We start from the raw sequence: 17,708 nt of genomic DNA, 5'->3' as shown, positions 1-17,708 counted from the left end.
CGGTTCAGCGGTGCCGCAGGATCGCCGTCCTGTGATGCGCGCGCTTCCCGCGATGGCGGTGCCGGACACGCGGCCTCGACACGGCCTGTGGCGCCGCGCCCGGGAGCGGCGCCGCGTTCGGAGGCGGCGCGGCGACGCCGTCATGCGCCGCGATCACGCGGCGCGCCTCCTCGACGCTCATGTCACAGGCGCTGGTCATGCCCTGTAAGGCGCCCAACGCCCGATTGTATTCGGGCAGGTTGGTGCATCCGGGAACGCCCCAGGCCCGGGCCGCACCAGGCGCTCCGACCAACGCAGCGGCCATGACGGCGGCAAAACCCTTCCTGAACGACAAAGCCCACCCTCCCGCGGTCGAGGCCCGAGACCGGCCCAAGCCAAGGGTCAACACGCGACAGCCCACGAAGGGTGCGCCGGGCTCAGGCGCCGCCGCACATGTGCTGCGAATCTGGCAACGTCCAGGAATCGAGGGTCCGCAGGTTGGTGGTGGTGTACATCTTCCCGCGATCGTCGCCCTTCGGGCAGCCTTTCGGCAGGGCGACGAGGCAGGTGATCGCGCGATCGCCGACCCGCGATCGCGCGACGGCTTCGACATACGCGTAGGAGATTCCGTAGACGCCGTTCTTCAGGTCGACGCTGGTTCCCTCGCCGAGGCCGTCGCGCTGCGGCTTCACCAGCCGGCCGCTGAACCGCGTCCCGATCCGCGCGATGGTGGTGGCGACGCAGGTACCGATCCGCGCCGGGACCTGGGCCTGCGCCGCACCTGACGGCATGCCGGTCCCGGCCGCGATCCCGCAGACGACCATGGCCGCGCCGAAACAGACCCGCACGGCCTTCTGGCGCCGCCCGCGCAGACCCGCCATCAGGCGGCTTCGAGGAGGAAGTTGGTGCGGCGGAACATCAGCTCGCGACGGTAGAAGTAGACGCCGCGATGCCGCATGGCCTCGTGTGCCGCGTCGACATCGAACCCGAACGGTTTATCCCGCGACGTGTCGATGCAGCTCACATACATCCACTGCACGCCGTCGATCATCTGCGGGATCGGCTGATCCTGCCGAATGGCGCAGAACTGCCGATCGTCAGTCGCCTTGACGAAGATGTAGTAGGTCTTCCGCGCGCACATCCGAACCTCCAGGGACCCGGGCGATGTATCCGCAACGCAACGGTCAAGCTATAATGTGATTCGAGTCGAATAGTCAAGCTTTCGCCACATTGTCGCCACGTATGAGGCAGCCCCTCCCCTGTAGCGACCGGCTCAGTCGGCAGCCTCCTGGAGCGGGCGGCCCTTGTCGACGACGTAGACCGACAGGATCCTCAAGGTCCTGTCGCCGACCACCGTGTAGCCGGCATGGGGAACACCGCGCTTGTTGATCCCGCGCTCGCCCGTGGGCCGCTCCTTCGGCTCCTGACCGTGCAACTGCGCCGAGCCGCCCTCGATGACGTAGAAGGCCTCCTCACCGTTGTGGACGTGTCGCCGCGAGGTCGCCCCCGGCGGAACCTCGACCAGCTGCATGACGATCTCCCGGCTGTCGTCGCCCGAGACCGGCATGCGGCCGAGCTCGGTCCGCTTGACCTCCTGCGCCGTCGCGGCGCCCGCGAAGATCAGGGTGCCCGCCACACAGAAGCCCGCCACAGCAAGGCCGCGCCCGCGTCTCATGTCATCCTCCCGGTTTCGGGCAGAATGACACGGCCCCGCTCGGCCAGGAACGCCCGGACGGCAGCCGGCCGTTACAGCCTCGCGGATTGGATCGCCTACCGACGCCCGCGAAGCGGAGGAGGCGCACGACCACCTTCGGCACGCAGAGGTCGCCCCCGGCTACGCCGCCAAGCGCTCGCCGAGCGCCAAGGCCATCCAGCTCGGCCACACGGCGGCCCGACGAACACACGAGCCGCGAACGCTGCGCCGCGTCGCGTGCGATTTCCTCACGCGACGCGTGACGACTTGATGGATTGTTCGGTCGGGTCGCGCGCCTTATCGTCCGATCACGATCAGCGCCCCGCAGGCACGACAGCGATCGGATCCGCATCGATCATCCGAGCGCGCGGAGCGCATCGCGCCTGACGCCGCGTCCAGTCTGCGGACGATGCTGGCAACCCACGCCTGTCGGGACCCACGCGGGAGACCGTAACCGGGCCCCACCCGCCGGCGGCACCGATGCGCGTGGATGCGCGACGGACCGGGTCGGCACAGAATCTGACGGGAGACACACCCACCATGGCGGGCGACATCACCATCCGGTCCGGCCAATGCCATTGCGGCGCCGTGCGGTTCGAAGCACGGCTCACGGATGACCTCGCCTCGGCCCGGCGCTGCACATGCTCCTATTGCCGGATGCGCGGGGCCGTCGTCGTCATGGCCGAGAAGGGCGGGATCAGGATCCTGCGCGGCACGGACACGCTGACGAGCTACCGCTTCCACACCGGCGCCGCGCAGCACTTCTTCTGCTCCCGATGCGGGATCTACACGCATCATCAGCGACGTTCGAACCAGGACCTCTACGCCGTCAATGCGGCGTGCCTGGACGGGGTCAGCCCGTTCGATTTTCCGGAGGTGCCGGTGATGGATGGGGTCAACCACACGAACGATACCGGCAAGCCGACGCGCCGCGCCGGCACGTTGTGCTTCAACCCGGCCGAGTGACGCGCCGGGATCTGGGGTGGATCCTGATCAGGCGGCCGCGATCTCCGGTGCCGCTGCGGCCCAGTCGGCGCCCCAGTCCTGAACGACGTGGCCGGGGGCGACCTCCCGGTAGAGCCGCTCCGGCGGCACGTAGTCGGGCGCGCGGATCGGGCTGCGGATCTCGTCGTCCGGCAGGGCGTGCCGCTCGCCGCGCCGGGCCGGATCCGGGACCGGCACGGCGGCCAGCAGCTTCTTCGTGTAGGGGTGCTGTGGGTCGCCGAAGATCGCGGCTCGGGGGCCGATCTCCACGATCTCGCCGAGATACATCACCGCCACCCGGTGGCTCACCCGCTCGACCACCGCCATGTCGTGCGAGATGAACAGGTAGGCGAGGCCGAACTCCGCCTGGAGGTCGAGCATCAGGTTCACGACCTGCGCCTTCACCGAGACGTCGAGCGCCGAGACCGCCTCGTCGGCGACGATCAGGCGGGGGTTCAGGGCGAGCGCCCGGGCGATGCAGATGCGCTGGCGCTGGCCGCCGGAGAACTCGTGGGGAAAGCGCCCGGCGGTCTCGGGGGGAAGCCCGACCCGGGCGAGCAGGTTCTCGGCCCGCTGGCGCGCTTCCCGGGGCGGCGCGAGACGGTTGATCAGCAGCGGCTCCGCCACCGCCGCGCCGACGCTCAGGCGCGGGTCGAGGCTGGCGAACGGGTCCTGGAAGATCATCTGCATGCGCTGGCGGCGGGCGCGCAGGGTCTTGGGACCGAGGCCGGTGATGTCCTCGCCGTCGAGAAGGACCGAGCCCGAGAGCGGCTCGACGAGGCGCAGGATCGCGCGGCCGGTGGTGGACTTGCCGCAGCCGGACTCGCCGACGAGCGCCAGGGTCTCCCCGGCCGCGAGGCTGAACGAGACCCGCTCCACCGCGTGGACCCGGCCGGTCACGCGGCCGAGGAGCCCGGAGCGGATGTCGAACCGGGTGGTCAGGTCGCGCACCTCCAGCACCGGGCGGTCGGCGGCCCGGACGGTTTCGGGGGTCTCGGGCGTCGGCGCCGCCAGGCCGGTGGCCCGGTCGACCACCGGGAAGCGCATCGGGCGGGGACGGCCCGCCATGGTCCCGAGGCGCGGGACCGCGGCCAGCAGCGCCCGCGTGTAGGGCTCGGCGGGGGCGTCGAAGATCCGCGCGGTCGGGCCGGCCTCCACGGCGCGGCCCCGGTACATCACCACGGTGCGGTCGGCGATCTCGGCGACCACGCCCATGTCGTGGGTGATGAACAGGACCGACATGCCCTCCTCGTCCTGCAGGCTCTTGATGAGGTCGAGGATCTGGGCCTGGATCGTGACGTCGAGCGCCGTGGTCGGCTCGTCGGCGATGAGGAGCTTCGGCCGGCAGGCGAGCGCCATGGCGATCATCACCCGCTGGCGCATGCCGCCCGAGAAGCGGTGCGGGTACTCGTGCAGGCGCGACCGGGCGGCCGGGATCCGGACCTTGTCGAGGAGCCGGAGCGCCTCTGCCTCGGCGGCGGACCGCGACAGGCCCCGGTGCCGGATCAGCGCCTCGGCGATCTGGAAGCCGATGGTCAGGACCGGGTTCAGGGAGGTCATCGGCTCCTGGAAGATCATGGCGATGGAATCGCCGCGCACCCGCCGCATCTCGGCCTCGGGGGCGGCGAGCAGCTCGCGGCCTTCGAAGCGCACGCGCCCGCCGATGCGGCTCGCGTCCCGCGGCAGGAGGCGCAGGATCGACAGGGCGCTGACGCTCTTGCCGGAGCCGGATTCGCCGACGAGGGCCACGGTCTCGCGGGGCCCGACATCGAACGAGACGCCGTGCACGACCTCGCGCCAGCGCCCGTCCGAGCGGAAGGACACGGTGAGGTCTGAGACCGAGAGGATCGGGTCCACCGGATCTGCCATCGCTAGAGTACCCGCCGCGGGTCGAGGGCGTCGCGCAAACCGTCGCCGATGAAGTTGATCGACAGCACCGTCAGGAAGATCGCGCCCCCCGGGAACAGCGCCCAGTGCGGGGCGACGTCGAGATGGTCCTTGGCGTCGAACAGCAGCCGCCCCCAGGTCGGGATGTCGGGCGGGAAGCCGAGCCCCAGGAAGGACAGGGTCGATTCCGCGATGATCGCGGACGAGACCTCGATCGAGGCCGCCACGATCACCGGCCCCAGCGCGTTCGGCAGGATGTGGCGGCGCACGAGGTGGCCGGTGGTCGCGCCCTGCGAGCGGGCGGCCTCCACGAACTCCTTCTCGCGCAGGGACAGGAACTGCGCCCGAACCAACCGGGCGACCGGCATCCAGCGCAGGCCCCCGATCACCGCGACGATCATCAGGAACACGCCGCCCTGGCTGCCGAACACGGCCTTCAGGCTGTCGCGGAACAGGTAGATCACGAGGAGCAGCAGCGGCAGCTGCGGCAGCGACAGGAACAGGTCGGTCAGCCACATCAGCACCGGGTCGAGGAACCGGCGCGACATGCCGGCGAGCGCGCCGACCAGCACGCCGATCAGGCTCGCCACCGCCATGGCGGCGAAGCCCACGGCGAGCGAGATCCGGCCGCCGTAGATCATCCGGGCGAGCAGGTCTTGGCCGAGATCGTCGGTGCCGAACGGGTGGTCCCAGGACGGGCCCTGGAGCTGGGCCGCGAAGTCGATGTCGCCGATGGCGACGGGCCAGAGCAGGCCGCCGAACACCACGCCGGCGACGAGGAGCGCCAGCACGCCGACGCTGGCGAGCGCCAGCCGGTGCCGCCGGAAGCGCCGCCACGTCTCCCGCCCCGGCGAAGCCGGCGCGCGGGCGACGGGCACCGCCTCATCGGAGGGCGATGCGAGGGTCGAGCCAGCCATAGAGCAGGTCCGCGACGAGGTTGAACAGGATGACGAGGCCGGCGAACACGAAGGTCACCGCCATCACCACCGGCGTGTCGTTGGCCAGCATGGCGTCGATCAGCAGCGAGCCGATGCCCGGGATCCGGAAGATCTGCTCGGTGACGATGGCGCCGCCGAACACCGCGGGGATCTGGAGGGCGACGAGCGTCACCACGGGGATCAGGGCGTTGCGGGCGATGTGCCGGCGGGTCACCGTGCCCTCGGTCAGGCCCTTGGCCCGGGCCGTGGTGACGTAGTCGAGGCGGGCGACGTCCAGCGCCGAGGCGCGCACGTAGCGGGTGTAGGAGGCGGCCTGGAAGAAGCCCAGCACCGCCACCGGCATGATCGCCTGCCGGACATTCGCCCAGAGCCAGGGCAGGCCGGAGCCCGGCAGGTCGGCCTGGTAGACGAAGGGCAGCCAGCCGAGCTTGATCGAGAACAGCAGGATGAACAGCAGCCCGGTGAAGAAGGTCGGCAGCGAGAAACCCACGAAGGCCAGCGTGTTGGCGACCTGGTCGGCGAGCGAGTAGGGCCGGCGCGCCGCATAGAGGCCCACCGGCACGGCGATCAGCAGCGCCAGGACCTGCGAGGAGCCGACCACGAACAGGGTCGTGGGCAGCCGCTGCAGGATCAGGGTGTCGACGTTCACCCGGCTGGCGAACGAGAAGCCCCAATCCCCCTGCAGCATGGCGGTGAGCCAGTGCAGGTAGCGGGTGAGGATCGGGTCATCGAGGCCGAACTTGACGCGCAGAGCCGCCCGAACCTCCGGCGGCACGTTCGGGTTGCTGGCGAGTTCGCCGAACGGGTCGCCCGGCGCGAGCGCCAGGACGGTGAACAGGATCAGGCTGATGCCGAGCAGGCTCGGAATCGCGATCAGGAGGCGTCGCAGGATGTAGGCGCCCATGGCGCGGCGCTCCCGCTCAGGCCTCCCTGTACCAGTCGGGCAGGAACGACAGGTCGTTGTCCCAGCCGCTGCGGGGCGCCGTGAGCGCGGCGCCCACCGCCGAGACCTCGGCGCGGTGAATCAGCGGCAGCACGTTCTCGGAGACCGCGAGGTCGTTGCACTTGATGAGGAGCGCCGCCCGCTTGACCGGGTCGAGCTCGCTCTGGGCGGCGTTGTAGGCCTCGTCGTAGGCGGCGTTGCGCCAGCGCACGACGTTGCGGCCCTGCCACTTGTTGGCCTTCTGGGCCACCTCCCAGGATGCGTACATGAGCAGCCAGATCGCCGGATCGGCCTGCGTCATGCTGTAGGCGTACATTTCCATGTCGGCGTAGAAATGCGTGCAGGTGTCGGGGTTCGCCGGGTCGGAGGAGAAGAACACCGAGCCGGTCACCGATTTCAGCTCGATCTCGATGCCGGCCTTGGCGGCCGCCTGCTTGATGATCGCCTGCGTCTTCTGGCGCGGCGCGTTGATCGAGGTCTGGAAGACCAGCTTGAGCTTCTTGCCGTCCTTGGCGCGGATGCCGTCGGAACCCTTCTTCCAGCCGGCCTCGTCGAGGAGCGCGTTGGCCTTGGCCGGGTCGAAGGCGAAGCTCGTGGTCTTCGAGACGAAGCGCTCCGGGCCGTTGACCGTGTTGGCGGTGGGCTTGCCGGTGCGGCCGTAGATGTAGGTCTGGATCGACTTGCGGTCGACCAGCAGGTTCATCGCCTGGCACACCTTCGGGTCCGAGAAGGCCGGGTGCTTGGTGGTGATCGAGGCGCGCTCGCCGTCGACCTCGACGTTCGGGTCGGTGGCGTTGAGGAGCAGGAACTCGAGCTTGCCGCCGTAGACGACGTCGACCCGGCCCTTGCCGCCGGTCTCCAGGCGCTTCAGCACCTCGTCCTCGATCAGCATGTTCCAGGCGTAATCGTACTCGCCGGTCTGGAGCACCGCGCGAGCGGCCGAGACCGCGTCGCCGCCGCCCTTCATCTCGACCGTGTCGAAGTACGGGCGGTTCGGCAGGTGGTAGTCGGGGTTGCGCTCCCCGCGGACGATGTCGCCGGGCCGGAACTCCACGAACCGGTACGGGCCGGTGCCCACGGGGGCGAGGTTCTGCGGCGCGTCCCGGGACTTGGCGCCGCTGTAGGGTCCGAACAGGTGCTTCGGCAGCACCATCCCGACGATGCCCACGAAGGCGTCGCACCAGTAGGGCGTCGGCTTGTCGAACAGGACCCGGACGCTGAGGTCGCCGACCTTCTCGACCTTGCAATCCTTGTAGGAGCCGGCCGTCACCGCCGCGGTGGCGGGGTCGCGGGCGTATTCCCAGGTGAAGACGAGGTCGTCGGCGGTGAGCGGCTTGCCGTCGTGCCACTTCACGCCGGGCTTGAGCGTCCAGACCACCGAGCGGCCGTCGGCGGCGAGCGCCCCGTTCTCCTTGGACGGGATCGAGGCGGCCAGAACCGGCACGAGGTTGCCGTCCGCGTCCCAGGCGGCGAGCGGCTCGTAGAAGATCCGCGAGGCGTCCTGGTCCTTGGTGCCGATGGCGAAATGCGGGTTGATCAGCGTCGGCGCCTGCCACCAGAGCAGCTTGAGGGCGCCGCCGCCGCCGGCCTTGGTCGGCTTGTAGCCGGACCGGATATCGGCCGCCATCGCGACCCCGTTCCCGGCCAGCATCAGACCGGCCATGGGCGCGGTGAGGCCGACAGCCACCATCCGCTGCACGAAGGCGCGCCGCGACAGGCGGCCGTCCCTCACCCGCCCGATGAGGCCGCGCAGATCCCGCTCGTCCATGTACGCATCCCATTTACCGCCACACGCGGCACAGCAACATTCCGGTGGCGGCCTTGGCAAGGGGCGGGCCAGTGACGGTTCAATCGGAACGTGTTGAGGGATGCGCGTTGCGCACAGCCGCGTGGCCCCGGCCGTGCATACGTGCGGGCGGCCGAAGGGCCCGCGCCCTATCGGTCTTCGCGCGCGGAGCGAAGCAATCCAGCAGCGCCGCGCTTCCCGAGGGCGCGCAACCCTGGGTCGCCTCGCTGCGCTCGCGATGACGGCGCGGAGCCCGTTATGGTGGCGCGAAGCCGACCAGCAGCCTTCCCGGAGACGACACGATGGACAACCGCAACGCCGTGTGGCGCCACGTCGACGCGCAGACGGAGCGGCTGATCGCCCTGTCCGAGCGGGTCTGGGGCATGCCGGAGGTCTGCTACACGGAGACGCGCTCCTGCGCCGAGCACGTCGCCGAGCTGCGTCACCAGGGCTTCCGGATCACCGAGCAGGTCGCCGGCATCCCCACCGCCGTGATGGGCGAGGCCGGCGCGGGCGGGCCGGTCATTGCGTTCCTCGGCGAGTACGACGCCCTGCCGGGCCTGTCGCAGGAGGCGGGCGTCGCCGAGCACCGGCCGGTGGAGGCGGGCGGCCACGGCCACGGCTGCGGCCACAACCTCCTCGGCTCGGCGGCCTTGCTCGCCGCCACCGCCCTGAAGGACTGGCTCGCCGAGACCGGCACGCCCGGCCGGGTGCGCTACTACGGCTGCCCGGCGGAGGAAGGCGGCGCCGCCAAGGCCTTCATGGTCCGCGCCGGCGCCTTCGCGGATGCCGACATCGCGATCTCCTGGCATCCGGGCAGCTTCTGGGAGGTGGCGCCGCCGGTGGCGCTCGCCAACACGCGGGCCGACTTCGTCTTCACCGGGCGCACCGCCCACGCGGCGGCCGCGCCCCATCTCGGGCGCTCGGCGCTGGACGCCGTCGAGCTGATGAGCGTCGGCGTGAACTACATGCGCGAGCACATGCCGTCCGACGCGCGGGTCCACTACGCCTATCTCGACGCCGGCGGCATCGCCCCGAACGTCGTCCAGGCCGGCGCGACGGTGCGCTACTCGATCCGGGCCCGCGACCTCCCCGGCATGCTGGCGCTGGTCGAGCGGGTGAAGAAGATCGCGCAGGGCGCCGCCCTGATGACCGAGACTAAGGTCGAGGTGCGGATCGTCAGCGCGGTGTCGAATCTGCTGGGCAATACGCCGCTGGAGCAGGCGTTGCACGGGGTGATGGAGGAGCTAGGACCGCCGCATTTCGACGATGCCGACCGGGATTTCGCCGGGAAGATCTGCGCGACGCTCACCGACGGCGACATCGATGCCGTGTTTCGCGCCATCGGGATGCCGCGCACCGAGGCACCGCTCGCCGATTTCCTCGTGCCCCTCGACGCGCCGCGCAATCCGGCGGTGGGCTCCACCGATGTCGGCGACGTGAGCTGGGTGGTTCCGACCGTCCAGGCCCACGCACCCACGGTGGCGATCGGCACGCCGTTCCACACCTGGCAGGTGGTGGCGCAGGGCAAGACTCCCGCGGCCCACAAGGCGATGGTGCAGGTCGCCAAGGCGATGGCCGCCACCGGTGCCCGGGCAATGACCGACGCGGCCCTGCGCGACGCCGCCAAGGCGGACCTCGCCCGCCGGGTCGGCGCGGCGGGCTACGTCTCGCCGCTTCCGCCGGAGGTCGAGCCGCCGCTGCGGATGTCGCTCGGATCCTGAGCGGCGCGAGCGGCGGATCGCCCCGCCGGGTCGCCGTCGGCGCGGACCAGACCGAGGAAGCGTTCGACCAGCGGCTGCCGCGGCCGGGTCCACAGTGCGTAGACGTCGGCCCGGATGTGCGGTCCCTGAATCGGCTTGTAGACGACGTCGGCATGGGCCAGCCGGGCGACGAATTCCGGGATGATCGCCACGCCGAGCCCCGCCGCAACGAGGCTCGTCAGGGACGCCGCCTCGACGGTCTGGTGGGTGATCCGCGGGACGAACCCGGCCGCGACGCAGCAATCCCAGAGGTACTTGGCGAACAGCGAGTCGGTGAGCCTCAGGAAGACGAAGGTCTCGTCCCTCAGATCCGTGAGGCTCACCGGCGCTGCCGCGAGGCGGTGATCCTTGGGCAGGACGAGGCTGACGGTCTCCCGCCACGCGAGCTCGCTGACGAGGTCGGCATCGTGCGGCGGGCACCGCAGGAAGCTCACATCGGTCTGGCCGGATTTCAGCATCGCGATCTGTCGGTCCGGCGACATCTCGTGGATGCGCAGATCGACCCCGGGATAGGCGTTCGCGTAGCCCCGGATCGCCCGGCCGAGCGGGCCGGCGAGCATCGATCCCGTGAGGCCGACATTGAGGATGCCGGCCGTGCCGGCACCGATGGCGCGGGCCCGGTCGACGGCCTCGCCGGCCTTCTCCAGGATGGCCGACGCCTGTGCCTGGAGATCCTCGCCCGCCCGCGTCAGCGTCACGCGCCGCGTGGTCCGCTCGAACAAGGGCGTGCCGATCTCCGCCTCGAGATCGCGGATCTGCTGGCTCAGCGGCGGCTGCGCGACCCCGAGGCTCTCCGCGGCCGCGGTGAAGCTTAAATGCTTGGCCACGGCCAGGAAGTAGCGCAGGTGCCGGAGTTCCATGTCGATATGTTTTACATATGATTTCAGACGAAAGATATATTTGACGTCTCAATTGACTGGAAGGATTGTGCGGAGCGCAGAGTCGACGCGTCTCCACCCGGCACAACGCCACTGATCGGCCTCGGCCCGCCGCCGACGCCGCGGAGCCGGGTGGCACGGCAAGAGCGACCCGGGACTATCAGGGAGGTTGCGATGGGGCGCTTCTTCGCGTCGCTCTTCGGGCAGGTGGTGGTCGCCCTCGCGGCGGGCATCGTGCTCGGCATGGTCTGGCCCGATTTCGCGGTCGCGCTCAAACCGCTGGGCGACGTCTTCATCAAGCTGATCAAGATGGTGGTGGCGCCGCTGGTGTTCGGTGTCGTCGTGCACGGCATCGTCGGCGCCGGCGACCTGCGCAAGGTCGGCCGCGTCGGGCTCAAGGCCCTGATCTATTTCGAGGTGGTCACCACCATCGCGCTCGCGCTCGGCCTCGTCCTCGCCTACCTGTTCGCGCCCGGGCACGGCATGAACATCGATCCGGCGACGCTGGATGCCAAGTCGCTCGCCGGCTACACGGAGCGCGTCGGGCAGGTCACCGGCACCGTCGATTTCCTGATGAAGCTCGTGCCGACGACCTTCGCCGACGCCTTCGCCAAGGGCGACATCCTCCAGGTCCTGATCCTCGCGATCCTGTTCGGCGCCGGCCTATCGCTGCTCGGCGAGCGCGGCCAGCCGCTGGCCGACGGCCTGGAGCGGATCACCGAGGTGCTGTTCAAGATCGTCGGCTTCATCGTCCGGCTCGCGCCCCTCGGCGTGCTGGGCGCGGTCGCCTTCACGGTGGGCAAATACGGGATCGTCTCGCTGAAGCAGCTCAGCATGCTGGTGGTGCTGTTCTACGCCGGCGTCGCGTTCTTCGTGCTGGTGGTGCTCGGCGGCATCCTGCGGCTTGCCGGCTTCAGCATCTTCAAGCTCCTCGCCTACCTGCGCGAGGAGCTGACGGTCGTGGCCGGCACCGCCTCCTCCGACTGCGTCCTGCCGCAGGTCATGCGCAAGCTGGAGCGGCTCGGCATCAAGGATTCCACCGTCGGCCTCGTGATCCCGACCGGCTACTCGTTCAACCTCGACGCCTTCTCGCTCTATCTCACCCTCGCGACGGTGTTCATCGCGCAGGCGACCAACACCGACCTGTCCTTCGGTCACTTGATGCTGATCCTCGGCATCGCACTCCTGACCTCGAAGGGCGCGCACGGCGTGCCCGGCTCGGCGATCGTGGTGCTGGCCGCCACCCTGTCGGCGGTGCCGGAGATCCCGGTGATCGGGCTGGTGCTGGTCCTGTCGGTCGACTGGTTCGTCGGGATCGCCCGGGCGCTCGGCAACCTGATCGGCAATTGCGTGGCGACGGTGGTCATCGCCGCCTGGGAAGGTGATATCGACCGCGCGCAGGCCCGGCGCATCCTGGACGGCGAGCCGGCAACGGACATGGCGGTGATCCTCGATGCGCCCATCCCGCACCCCCAATCCGCCTGACGGCGGCGTCCCGGCCCCGGCGGCGCATCGGAGACCTGTCATGACCGCACCGACGTACCATCCCGCCTGCGGCGGCCTGCCGGGGCAGACGTCGCTGATGACCGGCCGCGCGGTGTTCACCGAGGCCTACGCGGTCATCCCCCGGGGCGTCATGAGCGACATCGTGACGAGCTTCCTGCCCGGCTGGGACGGCACCCGGGCCTGGATCCTGGCGCGCCCTCTGTCGGGCTTCGCCGAGACCTTCGCCCAGTACCTGATGGAGGTCGCCCCCGGCGGCGGCAGCGAGCGGCCGGAGCCGGATGCGCAGGCGCAGGGCGTGCTGTTCGTGGTCGAGGGTGACCTCAGCCTGGGCCTCGAGGGCCGGACCCATGCCCTGCGGCCGGGCAGCTACGCCTACCTGCCCCCCGGGGCGGCCTGGAGCCTGCGCAACGGCGGCGCCGAGCCGGCCCGCTTCCACTGGATCCGCAAGATCTACGAGCCCGCGCCGGGCCTCGCCGTGCCGGACGCCTTCGTGACCCACGAATCCGCGATCGAGCCGGCCGGCATGGCCGGCACCAACGGCGTCTGGGCGACGACCCGCTTCGTCGCCTCCGAGGATCTGCGCCACGACATGCACGTGAACATCGTCACCATGCAGCCGGGCGGGACGATCCCGTTCGAGGAGACGCACGTGATGGAGCACGGCCTGTTCGTGCTGGAGGGCAAGGCCGCCTACCGGCTCAACCGCGACTGGGTCGAGGTCGAGGCAGGCGACTTCATGTGGCTGCGCGCCTTCTGCCCGCAGGCCTGCTACGCGGGCGGCCCCGGCCGGTTCCGCTACCTCCTCTACAAGGACGTGAACCGGCACCCGGCCCTCAGCCTGCGCGGTCCCGCGCGATGAGCGCGCAGCCGGCCACCCGCTCTGTCACGGCCCGGCCGCTGACGGCCGAAGCCTTCGCGCCGTTCGGGCAGGTGATCGACACCGCCGGCACCGCGCCGCGCCCGATGAATGCCGGCATGGCGCGCCGCTTTCACGATCTCGCCGCGATCGAGGTCGTCGGCGACGGGGCCCGCACGGTGATCGGGCTGGTCGAGGCGCAGCCCTACCCGCTGCCGCTGCGCCTGACCCTGGTCGAGCGGCATCCCCTCGGCGCGCAGGCCTTCGTCCCCTTGAGCGCCGCCCCGTTCCTGGTCGTGGTCTGCCCGGACGCGGATGGCCGGCCCGGCCGGCCCCAGGCCTTCGTCACCGCACCCCGCCAGGGAATCTGCTACGCCCGCGGCACGTGGCACGGCGTGCTGACGCCGTTCGGGGCCAGCCAGGATTTCGTCGTGATCGACCGCGGCGGGCCGGGCGCGAACCTCGAGGAACACGTCTTCGCGGATCCCTGGACAATTCACCTGCCCGGCACGGGCTGACGGCCGGCCACCCGCACCGGATCGCGGAGAACGTGTATACGCGGTCGCGCGGCGCGGCTGGGCGCCGGGCGAACCGTCCGGGATCACGATGTGCAACCTCTACAGCCTGCGCACCGGACCCGCGGAGCTGCGCCGGGCCTTCGGGATTGCGGAGGACCACACCGGCAACCTGCCGCCGCTGCCGGCGATCTTTCCCGACCAGCTGGCGCCGGTGGTGCACACCGGCGCAGCCGGCCGGGACCTCGCGATGATGCGCTGGGGCATGCCGGGGCCGAAGGCGTTCGGCGAACAGCCCGTCACCAACGTGCGCAACACGGCGAGCCCGCACTGGCGCCCCTGGCTCGGGCCGGCCCATCGCTGCCTCGTGCCGGTCACCGCCTTCAGCGAGTACGCCGATACCAAGCCGCGCAAGACGCCGGTCTGGTTCGCCCTCGATGAGGAGCGGCCGCTCTTCGCCTTCGCGGGCATCTGGCGGCCCTGGACGGGCGTTCGAGGGACCAAGCGCGAGAACCCCGATCGGGTGGCGCAGGAGCACCGGGTGTTCGCCTTCCTTACCACGGACGCGAACGGCGTCGTCGGCCCGGTCCATCCGAAGGCGATGCCGGTGCTGCTGACCAAACCGGAGGAATGGGCGACCTGGCTCGAAGCGCCCACCGCCGAGGCGCTCCGGTTGCAGCGTCCCCTGCCGGACGACGCGATGCGCGAGGTGGCCCGCGGCGCGCGGTCGGACGGGCCCGGGATCGACGACGAGGCTTGAACGGGGCAGCCCGTCCGCGTCAGCCGCCGGCGGGATCGGCGGACGGATCTGCCGCGGCGGGCGGCCTCTCGGCGCTCCAGCCGCGGGCGCGCCAGCGCGCCACCACGGCGGCGTTGAGCCGGGCGATCCGCGCCCGGTGCGCCTCCCAGAACGAGCGCGGCGTTGCCGGCACGGGATCCGCCCGTTCCCGATGCACGGCGGCTGACGCTCCGGCGGCGAAACGGATCGGCCCGGCCGGGCGCGGACTCGCGTGGGCGACCCGCGCCTCGGGATCGGCGAGGATCGCCTGGGCGCGGGCGCAGTAGAGCTGCGACAGGGGCGACATCACCTCGGACCCGTGTCCGGCCCGGTACTTCATCAGGGCGCGGCAGAGATCACCGTCGGCCCGGCGCCACGCCTCGGCGAGGTAGCGTACCCCGTAGCGCACGTTGATCTCCGGCGCCGCCAGTTCCGCGACGGTGCCGCGGAAGCCGAGCATCGCCGCCGTGGTGGGCCGCACCTGCATGAGCCCGACCTCGCCGACGCTGCCCACCACGGTGGGATCGTAGCCGCTCTCGATCCGCGCGACGGCGTCGGCCACCGCCAGCGGCAGACCGGTCCCGGCCGCCTCGCGGGCGATCAGTGGCAGGAAGCGGGCGCGCGCATCCGCGGCCGGCACGGGCGCCGCACTCGGCGGCACCGGCGGCAGGGCGGCCATGCCCAAGGCGTGCACCGCCAGGAAGGTCGCGGGCCGCGCCTGCGCGGGCGCGGCGCAGACCAGCAGCAGCAGGAGGAACGGAGCGCGCATCAGCCGCCACGCGGAAGGTTCGCGCTCTGGTTACGCTTCCCGCCTCAACGAAGCCTTAGCGTGCGGGGCGCCGCCGGATCGTCGCTTCGGCAGCCGCACGCGTCACTGGACCGAGCCCCCGTCCCGCGCCTGGAGCAGCCGCAGGGCTTCGCCCAGCACCGCGTGCAGATCCGCGGCGCCCTGCAGGCTGAGGGGCAGGCCGACCCGCTGGCCGTGGATCGTATCGAGCACGACGACGGCGAGATCCTCGCCGATCAGCAGGCTGGGCTTCGGCAGGCAGAGCGGCAGGACGAAATCGCCCGCGGTCTCGCCGAGGACGTCCACCGCCTCGGTCGGGCGGAAGGGCGGTTTCGGTTCGGTCATCGCATCCTCCTGTCCACGCGGTTCGGGCCGGCGCGACAGGCGGCGCCGGCCGCGCGCCTCAGTCGCGATCACGGTCCGGCAGGCGGAGCGACCGCACCGTCAGCGTGTCGATGTCCAAGGATCCGACCTGAAGGGACTCGACCCGGGCGCGGCCCACCGAGAGGCGGCCGATCGCGAAGGCGCCCAGCGCGACCGCCCCGATGGCCGCAACCCCGACCGCGAGGGCGCCCAGGGCCGAGGCTCCCACCGTTCCGGCCCCGACGGCACCCGCCCCGAGCACGGCGGTGTCGCGGGGTGGTCCAGCCGCAGCCGCGTGGCCGTCGGCTTCCTCCGGAACCCTCGATGCGCTCATGCGGGATCCTCTCGCGATCCGTCCGTCGGAACGATCCCTATACCCGACCTTAACCGCGTTTTCACGCCGAGGGCGGAGGCTGACCACCGACCCGGACCGCGCATCCGCGGCCAGAACGGAGCCTTTCCGTGCAGCATCTGCTCCAGGCCCTCGCGATCTTCTCCTTCGGCTGCGTGCTGATTCATGTCGGACGCCCCTACGCCCGGGCGACCACATTCCTGCTCTCGGCCACTGCGCTGATGCTGAGCGTGACTCTCGGAACCGTGCTCTGCCAGCGGATCGGCCTGCCCATGGGCACGGCCGAGGCCGGTGCGCCGTCCTGGCTGTCGCCGGGCCCGATCGATCAGTAGAGCCGCGTGCGATCGGCGTCGGCGATCATCGCGTCCACGACGTTGGCGACAGCGGTCTGGTCGGAGAGGATGCGGCCGACCTGACGCGGTGGGCTGGTCTCGGTCGAGGCGGATCAGGGCCAGACCCGGATCGCCACCGGGCGGCGGATCAGGTCCCGGTCGGAGGTGATGGTGCAGCCCTCGATGCGCAGGCTCGCGTAGGTCAGGAGCGCCGTATCGCCGACATCGCCGAAGTTGCGCCCTTTGGCGTCCGGATCGAGGAGTGACGGATAGGCAATGAGCGGGGCCGCCGCCGTGCAGGGGTCGTCGTAGAGGGTGGCGCCCTCCACGAGCAGGCGCGGGCTGTCCCAGGTGATCAGGTCGCGCGAGGACGTCCAGTAGAAGCCGGAGCGCGGAAACCCCTCACCCGCCTTGGCCATGAACACGGCGATCCAGGCGCCCGAGCCCCGGTGGCGGACCACGGCGCCCACCGGCCCCGGGAATGGTCCGACCGGCCGGCAGGTAGCCGGGTTCGGGCGGGTGGCCAGATACGGGTCCGGGAAGGCTGCGCCGAAGCCGGTGCCGGTCCAGGCACGCCAGCGGGCCGGGTCGGCGGGCTCGTCGCTGCGGAACAGGCAGACCCCCGCCTCCTGGTCGCTGCCGGGGCGGGTCCAGCCCGTGGTCGAGGCGAGGAAGTAGCGCCAGCGCCCGTCCGCGACGATGTTGGACGGGTTGAAGAAGCCCCGATGCCGGCCCTGGTCGACCTCCTGCCGGAACGGGGCGCCGGCCACGACGACCGGCGGAGCCTTCCGCGTGAAGCTGCGCCCCCCATCCGCCGAGGCGGCCGCCGTGATCGTGTTGTACCAGCAGGCCATGTAGGTCCCGGCCGGGCAGCGGCCGGGATGCTCGTTGGCCTGGTACTCGTGGTGGAGCAGCGCGGCCACGTGGCTGCCGTCCTCGGTCCAGGTGGCGGTGATCCAGGACCGGTCGTCGTAGAGGGCCGGATCGGATTTCTCGCCGGAATCCAGCACCACCGTGCAGTCGAGCTTGAGCTGGCCGAGATTTGGGCCCCGCAGCGCCCGGTTGCGGTAATGCAGGCCGAAGACCGCCACCGCGCCCGACGCATCGCGGAAGGCGCGGGCCGGCGCATCCGGCACATCGGCCCCGTCGCAGGCGTCGCGGCCCGCCTTGAAGACGATCGTCGGCGGCCCGACGAGGGTCAGGGCCGAGAGCGGGGGATCGGAGGCGGCCCGGGCCGGGAGGGGTAAGACGGTCAGGATCAGCAGTGCCGCACATGCGAAGCGCGACGTCCTCCCTCCCCCTTTGCGGGGGAGGGAGGGAGAGGCGAGGGCCACTCCCGGATGATCCGATCCGCCACGCCCATGGCCG

General features: G+C 71.1%; 20 protein-coding genes. 7 read left to right on the top strand and 13 right to left on the bottom strand.

Annotation, left to right across the window (positions count from 1 at the left end):
- Positions 1–4 precede the first annotated feature (4 nt).
- The 4 genes from M6G65_RS28725 to M6G65_RS28710 all read right to left on the bottom strand — a co-directional run bounded on the left by M6G65_RS28725 (position 5) and on the right by M6G65_RS28710 (position 1,654).
- Positions 5–199, bottom strand: a complete 195-nt coding sequence (locus M6G65_RS28725; RefSeq protein ID WP_238194670.1) for a hypothetical protein — start codon at positions 197–199, stop codon at positions 5–7.
- 217 nt (positions 200–416) lie between these two features.
- Positions 417–860, bottom strand: a complete 444-nt coding sequence (locus M6G65_RS28720; protein ID WP_250103175.1) for a hypothetical protein — start codon at positions 858–860, stop codon at positions 417–419.
- On the bottom strand, positions 860–1,120 hold the full coding sequence (locus tag M6G65_RS28715) for a hypothetical protein (RefSeq protein WP_238194668.1): 261 nt from the start codon (positions 1,118–1,120) through the stop codon (positions 860–862). The genes M6G65_RS28720 and M6G65_RS28715 overlap by 1 nt, the downstream gene beginning before the upstream one ends.
- Before the next feature lie 132 nt (positions 1,121–1,252).
- Positions 1,253–1,654: a cupin domain-containing protein gene (locus M6G65_RS28710; RefSeq protein WP_250103174.1), complete on the bottom strand. Its 402-nt coding sequence runs from the start codon at positions 1,652–1,654 to the stop codon at positions 1,253–1,255.
- A gap of 558 nt (positions 1,655–2,212) precedes the next feature.
- On the opposite strand from M6G65_RS28710, the gene M6G65_RS28705 reads away from it, so the two are divergent.
- Complete coding sequence (locus tag M6G65_RS28705; RefSeq protein WP_238194666.1) at positions 2,213–2,638, top strand: GFA family protein; 426 nt, start codon at positions 2,213–2,215, stop codon at positions 2,636–2,638.
- Between the two features lie 27 nt (positions 2,639–2,665).
- Here M6G65_RS28705 and M6G65_RS28700 read toward each other — a convergent pair whose 3' ends face one another.
- The 4 genes from M6G65_RS28700 to M6G65_RS28685 are packed head-to-tail and all read right to left on the bottom strand — an operon-like array spanning position 2,666 to position 8,192.
- Positions 2,666–4,525, bottom strand: a complete 1,860-nt coding sequence (locus M6G65_RS28700; protein WP_238194665.1) for an ABC transporter ATP-binding protein — start codon at positions 4,523–4,525, stop codon at positions 2,666–2,668.
- A 2-nt stretch (positions 4,526–4,527) separates the two neighbouring features.
- Positions 4,528–5,460, bottom strand: a complete 933-nt coding sequence (locus M6G65_RS28695; protein WP_250103173.1) for an ABC transporter permease — start codon at positions 5,458–5,460, stop codon at positions 4,528–4,530.
- Positions 5,426–6,385, bottom strand: coding sequence for an ABC transporter permease (locus M6G65_RS28690; protein ID WP_010685019.1), 960 nt, complete (start codon positions 6,383–6,385; stop codon positions 5,426–5,428). The genes M6G65_RS28695 and M6G65_RS28690 overlap by 35 nt, the downstream gene beginning before the upstream one ends.
- 16 nt (positions 6,386–6,401) lie before the next feature.
- Positions 6,402–8,192, bottom strand: coding sequence for a peptide ABC transporter substrate-binding protein (locus M6G65_RS28685; RefSeq protein WP_250103172.1), 1,791 nt, complete (start codon positions 8,190–8,192; stop codon positions 6,402–6,404).
- A 320-nt stretch (positions 8,193–8,512) separates the two neighbouring features.
- On the opposite strand from M6G65_RS28685, the gene M6G65_RS28680 reads away from it, so the two are divergent.
- Positions 8,513–9,934 carry a M20 family metallopeptidase gene (locus tag M6G65_RS28680; protein WP_238194663.1) on the top strand — a complete coding sequence of 474 codons (1,422 nt, stop codon included), beginning with the start codon at positions 8,513–8,515 and terminating at the stop codon, positions 9,932–9,934.
- Here M6G65_RS28680 and M6G65_RS28675 read toward each other — a convergent pair.
- Positions 9,874–10,833, bottom strand: coding sequence for a LysR family transcriptional regulator (locus tag M6G65_RS28675; RefSeq protein ID WP_238194662.1), 960 nt, complete (start codon positions 10,831–10,833; stop codon positions 9,874–9,876). The two genes, M6G65_RS28680 and M6G65_RS28675, sit on opposite strands and share 61 nt — an antisense overlap.
- 192 nt (positions 10,834–11,025) lie before the next feature.
- Here M6G65_RS28675 and M6G65_RS28670 point away from each other — a divergent pair, with 192 nt between their 5' ends.
- The 4 genes from M6G65_RS28670 (at position 11,026) to M6G65_RS28655 (ending at position 14,488) form a co-directional block, all read left to right on the top strand.
- Positions 11,026–12,336 (top strand): dicarboxylate/amino acid:cation symporter, encoded by a 1,311-nt coding sequence (locus M6G65_RS28670; protein WP_250103171.1) that lies wholly within the window; start codon positions 11,026–11,028, stop codon positions 12,334–12,336.
- Between the two features lie 40 nt (positions 12,337–12,376).
- Positions 12,377–13,216, top strand: coding sequence for a bifunctional allantoicase/(S)-ureidoglycine aminohydrolase (locus M6G65_RS28665; RefSeq protein WP_238194660.1), 840 nt, complete (start codon positions 12,377–12,379; stop codon positions 13,214–13,216).
- The gene (locus tag M6G65_RS28660) at positions 13,213–13,731 is read left to right on the top strand and encodes an ureidoglycolate lyase (protein WP_238194659.1); all 519 of its coding nucleotides are present in this window, start codon (positions 13,213–13,215) and stop codon (positions 13,729–13,731) included. Before M6G65_RS28665 ends, M6G65_RS28660 begins: the two co-directional genes overlap by 4 nt.
- An 88-nt stretch (positions 13,732–13,819) precedes the next feature.
- Positions 13,820–14,488, top strand: coding sequence for an SOS response-associated peptidase (locus tag M6G65_RS28655; protein WP_238194658.1), 669 nt, complete (start codon positions 13,820–13,822; stop codon positions 14,486–14,488).
- A 19-nt stretch (positions 14,489–14,507) separates the two neighbouring features.
- On the opposite strand, the gene M6G65_RS28650 is transcribed toward M6G65_RS28655, so the two are convergent.
- The 3 genes from M6G65_RS28650 to M6G65_RS28640 form a co-directional block, all read right to left on the bottom strand.
- Positions 14,508–15,275, bottom strand: coding sequence for a lytic transglycosylase domain-containing protein (locus tag M6G65_RS28650; protein ID WP_238194657.1), 768 nt, complete (start codon positions 15,273–15,275; stop codon positions 14,508–14,510).
- A 102-nt stretch (positions 15,276–15,377) separates the two neighbouring features.
- Entirely contained in the window at positions 15,378–15,638 is a 261-nt protein-coding gene (locus tag M6G65_RS28645) for a hypothetical protein (RefSeq protein WP_192706202.1), read from the bottom strand.
- 58 nt (positions 15,639–15,696) lie between these two features.
- Positions 15,697–15,990 carry a hypothetical protein gene (locus M6G65_RS28640; RefSeq protein ID WP_238194656.1) on the bottom strand — a complete coding sequence of 98 codons (294 nt, stop codon included), beginning with the start codon at positions 15,988–15,990 and terminating at the stop codon, positions 15,697–15,699.
- Positions 15,991–16,118: 128 nt separating this feature from the next.
- On the opposite strand from M6G65_RS28640, the gene M6G65_RS28635 reads away from it, so the two are divergent.
- A complete protein-coding gene (locus tag M6G65_RS28635; protein ID WP_192706201.1) occupies positions 16,119–16,340 on the top strand; it encodes a hypothetical protein in 222 nt (73 codons plus the stop codon).
- A gap of 113 nt (positions 16,341–16,453) precedes the next feature.
- Here M6G65_RS28635 and M6G65_RS28630 read toward each other — a convergent pair whose 3' ends face one another.
- The gene (locus M6G65_RS28630; RefSeq protein WP_250104306.1) at positions 16,454–17,605 is read right to left on the bottom strand and encodes a hypothetical protein; all 1,152 of its coding nucleotides are present in this window, start codon (positions 17,603–17,605) and stop codon (positions 16,454–16,456) included.
- Positions 17,606–17,708 lie beyond the last annotated feature (103 nt).

This window comes from Methylobacterium tardum (assembly GCF_023546765.1).
Taxonomy (GTDB): Bacteria; Pseudomonadota; Alphaproteobacteria; order Rhizobiales; family Beijerinckiaceae; genus Methylobacterium; species Methylobacterium tardum.
The sequence above is the reverse complement of the archived record's forward strand: the minus strand, read 5'-3'. Positions and strand labels throughout refer to the sequence as shown.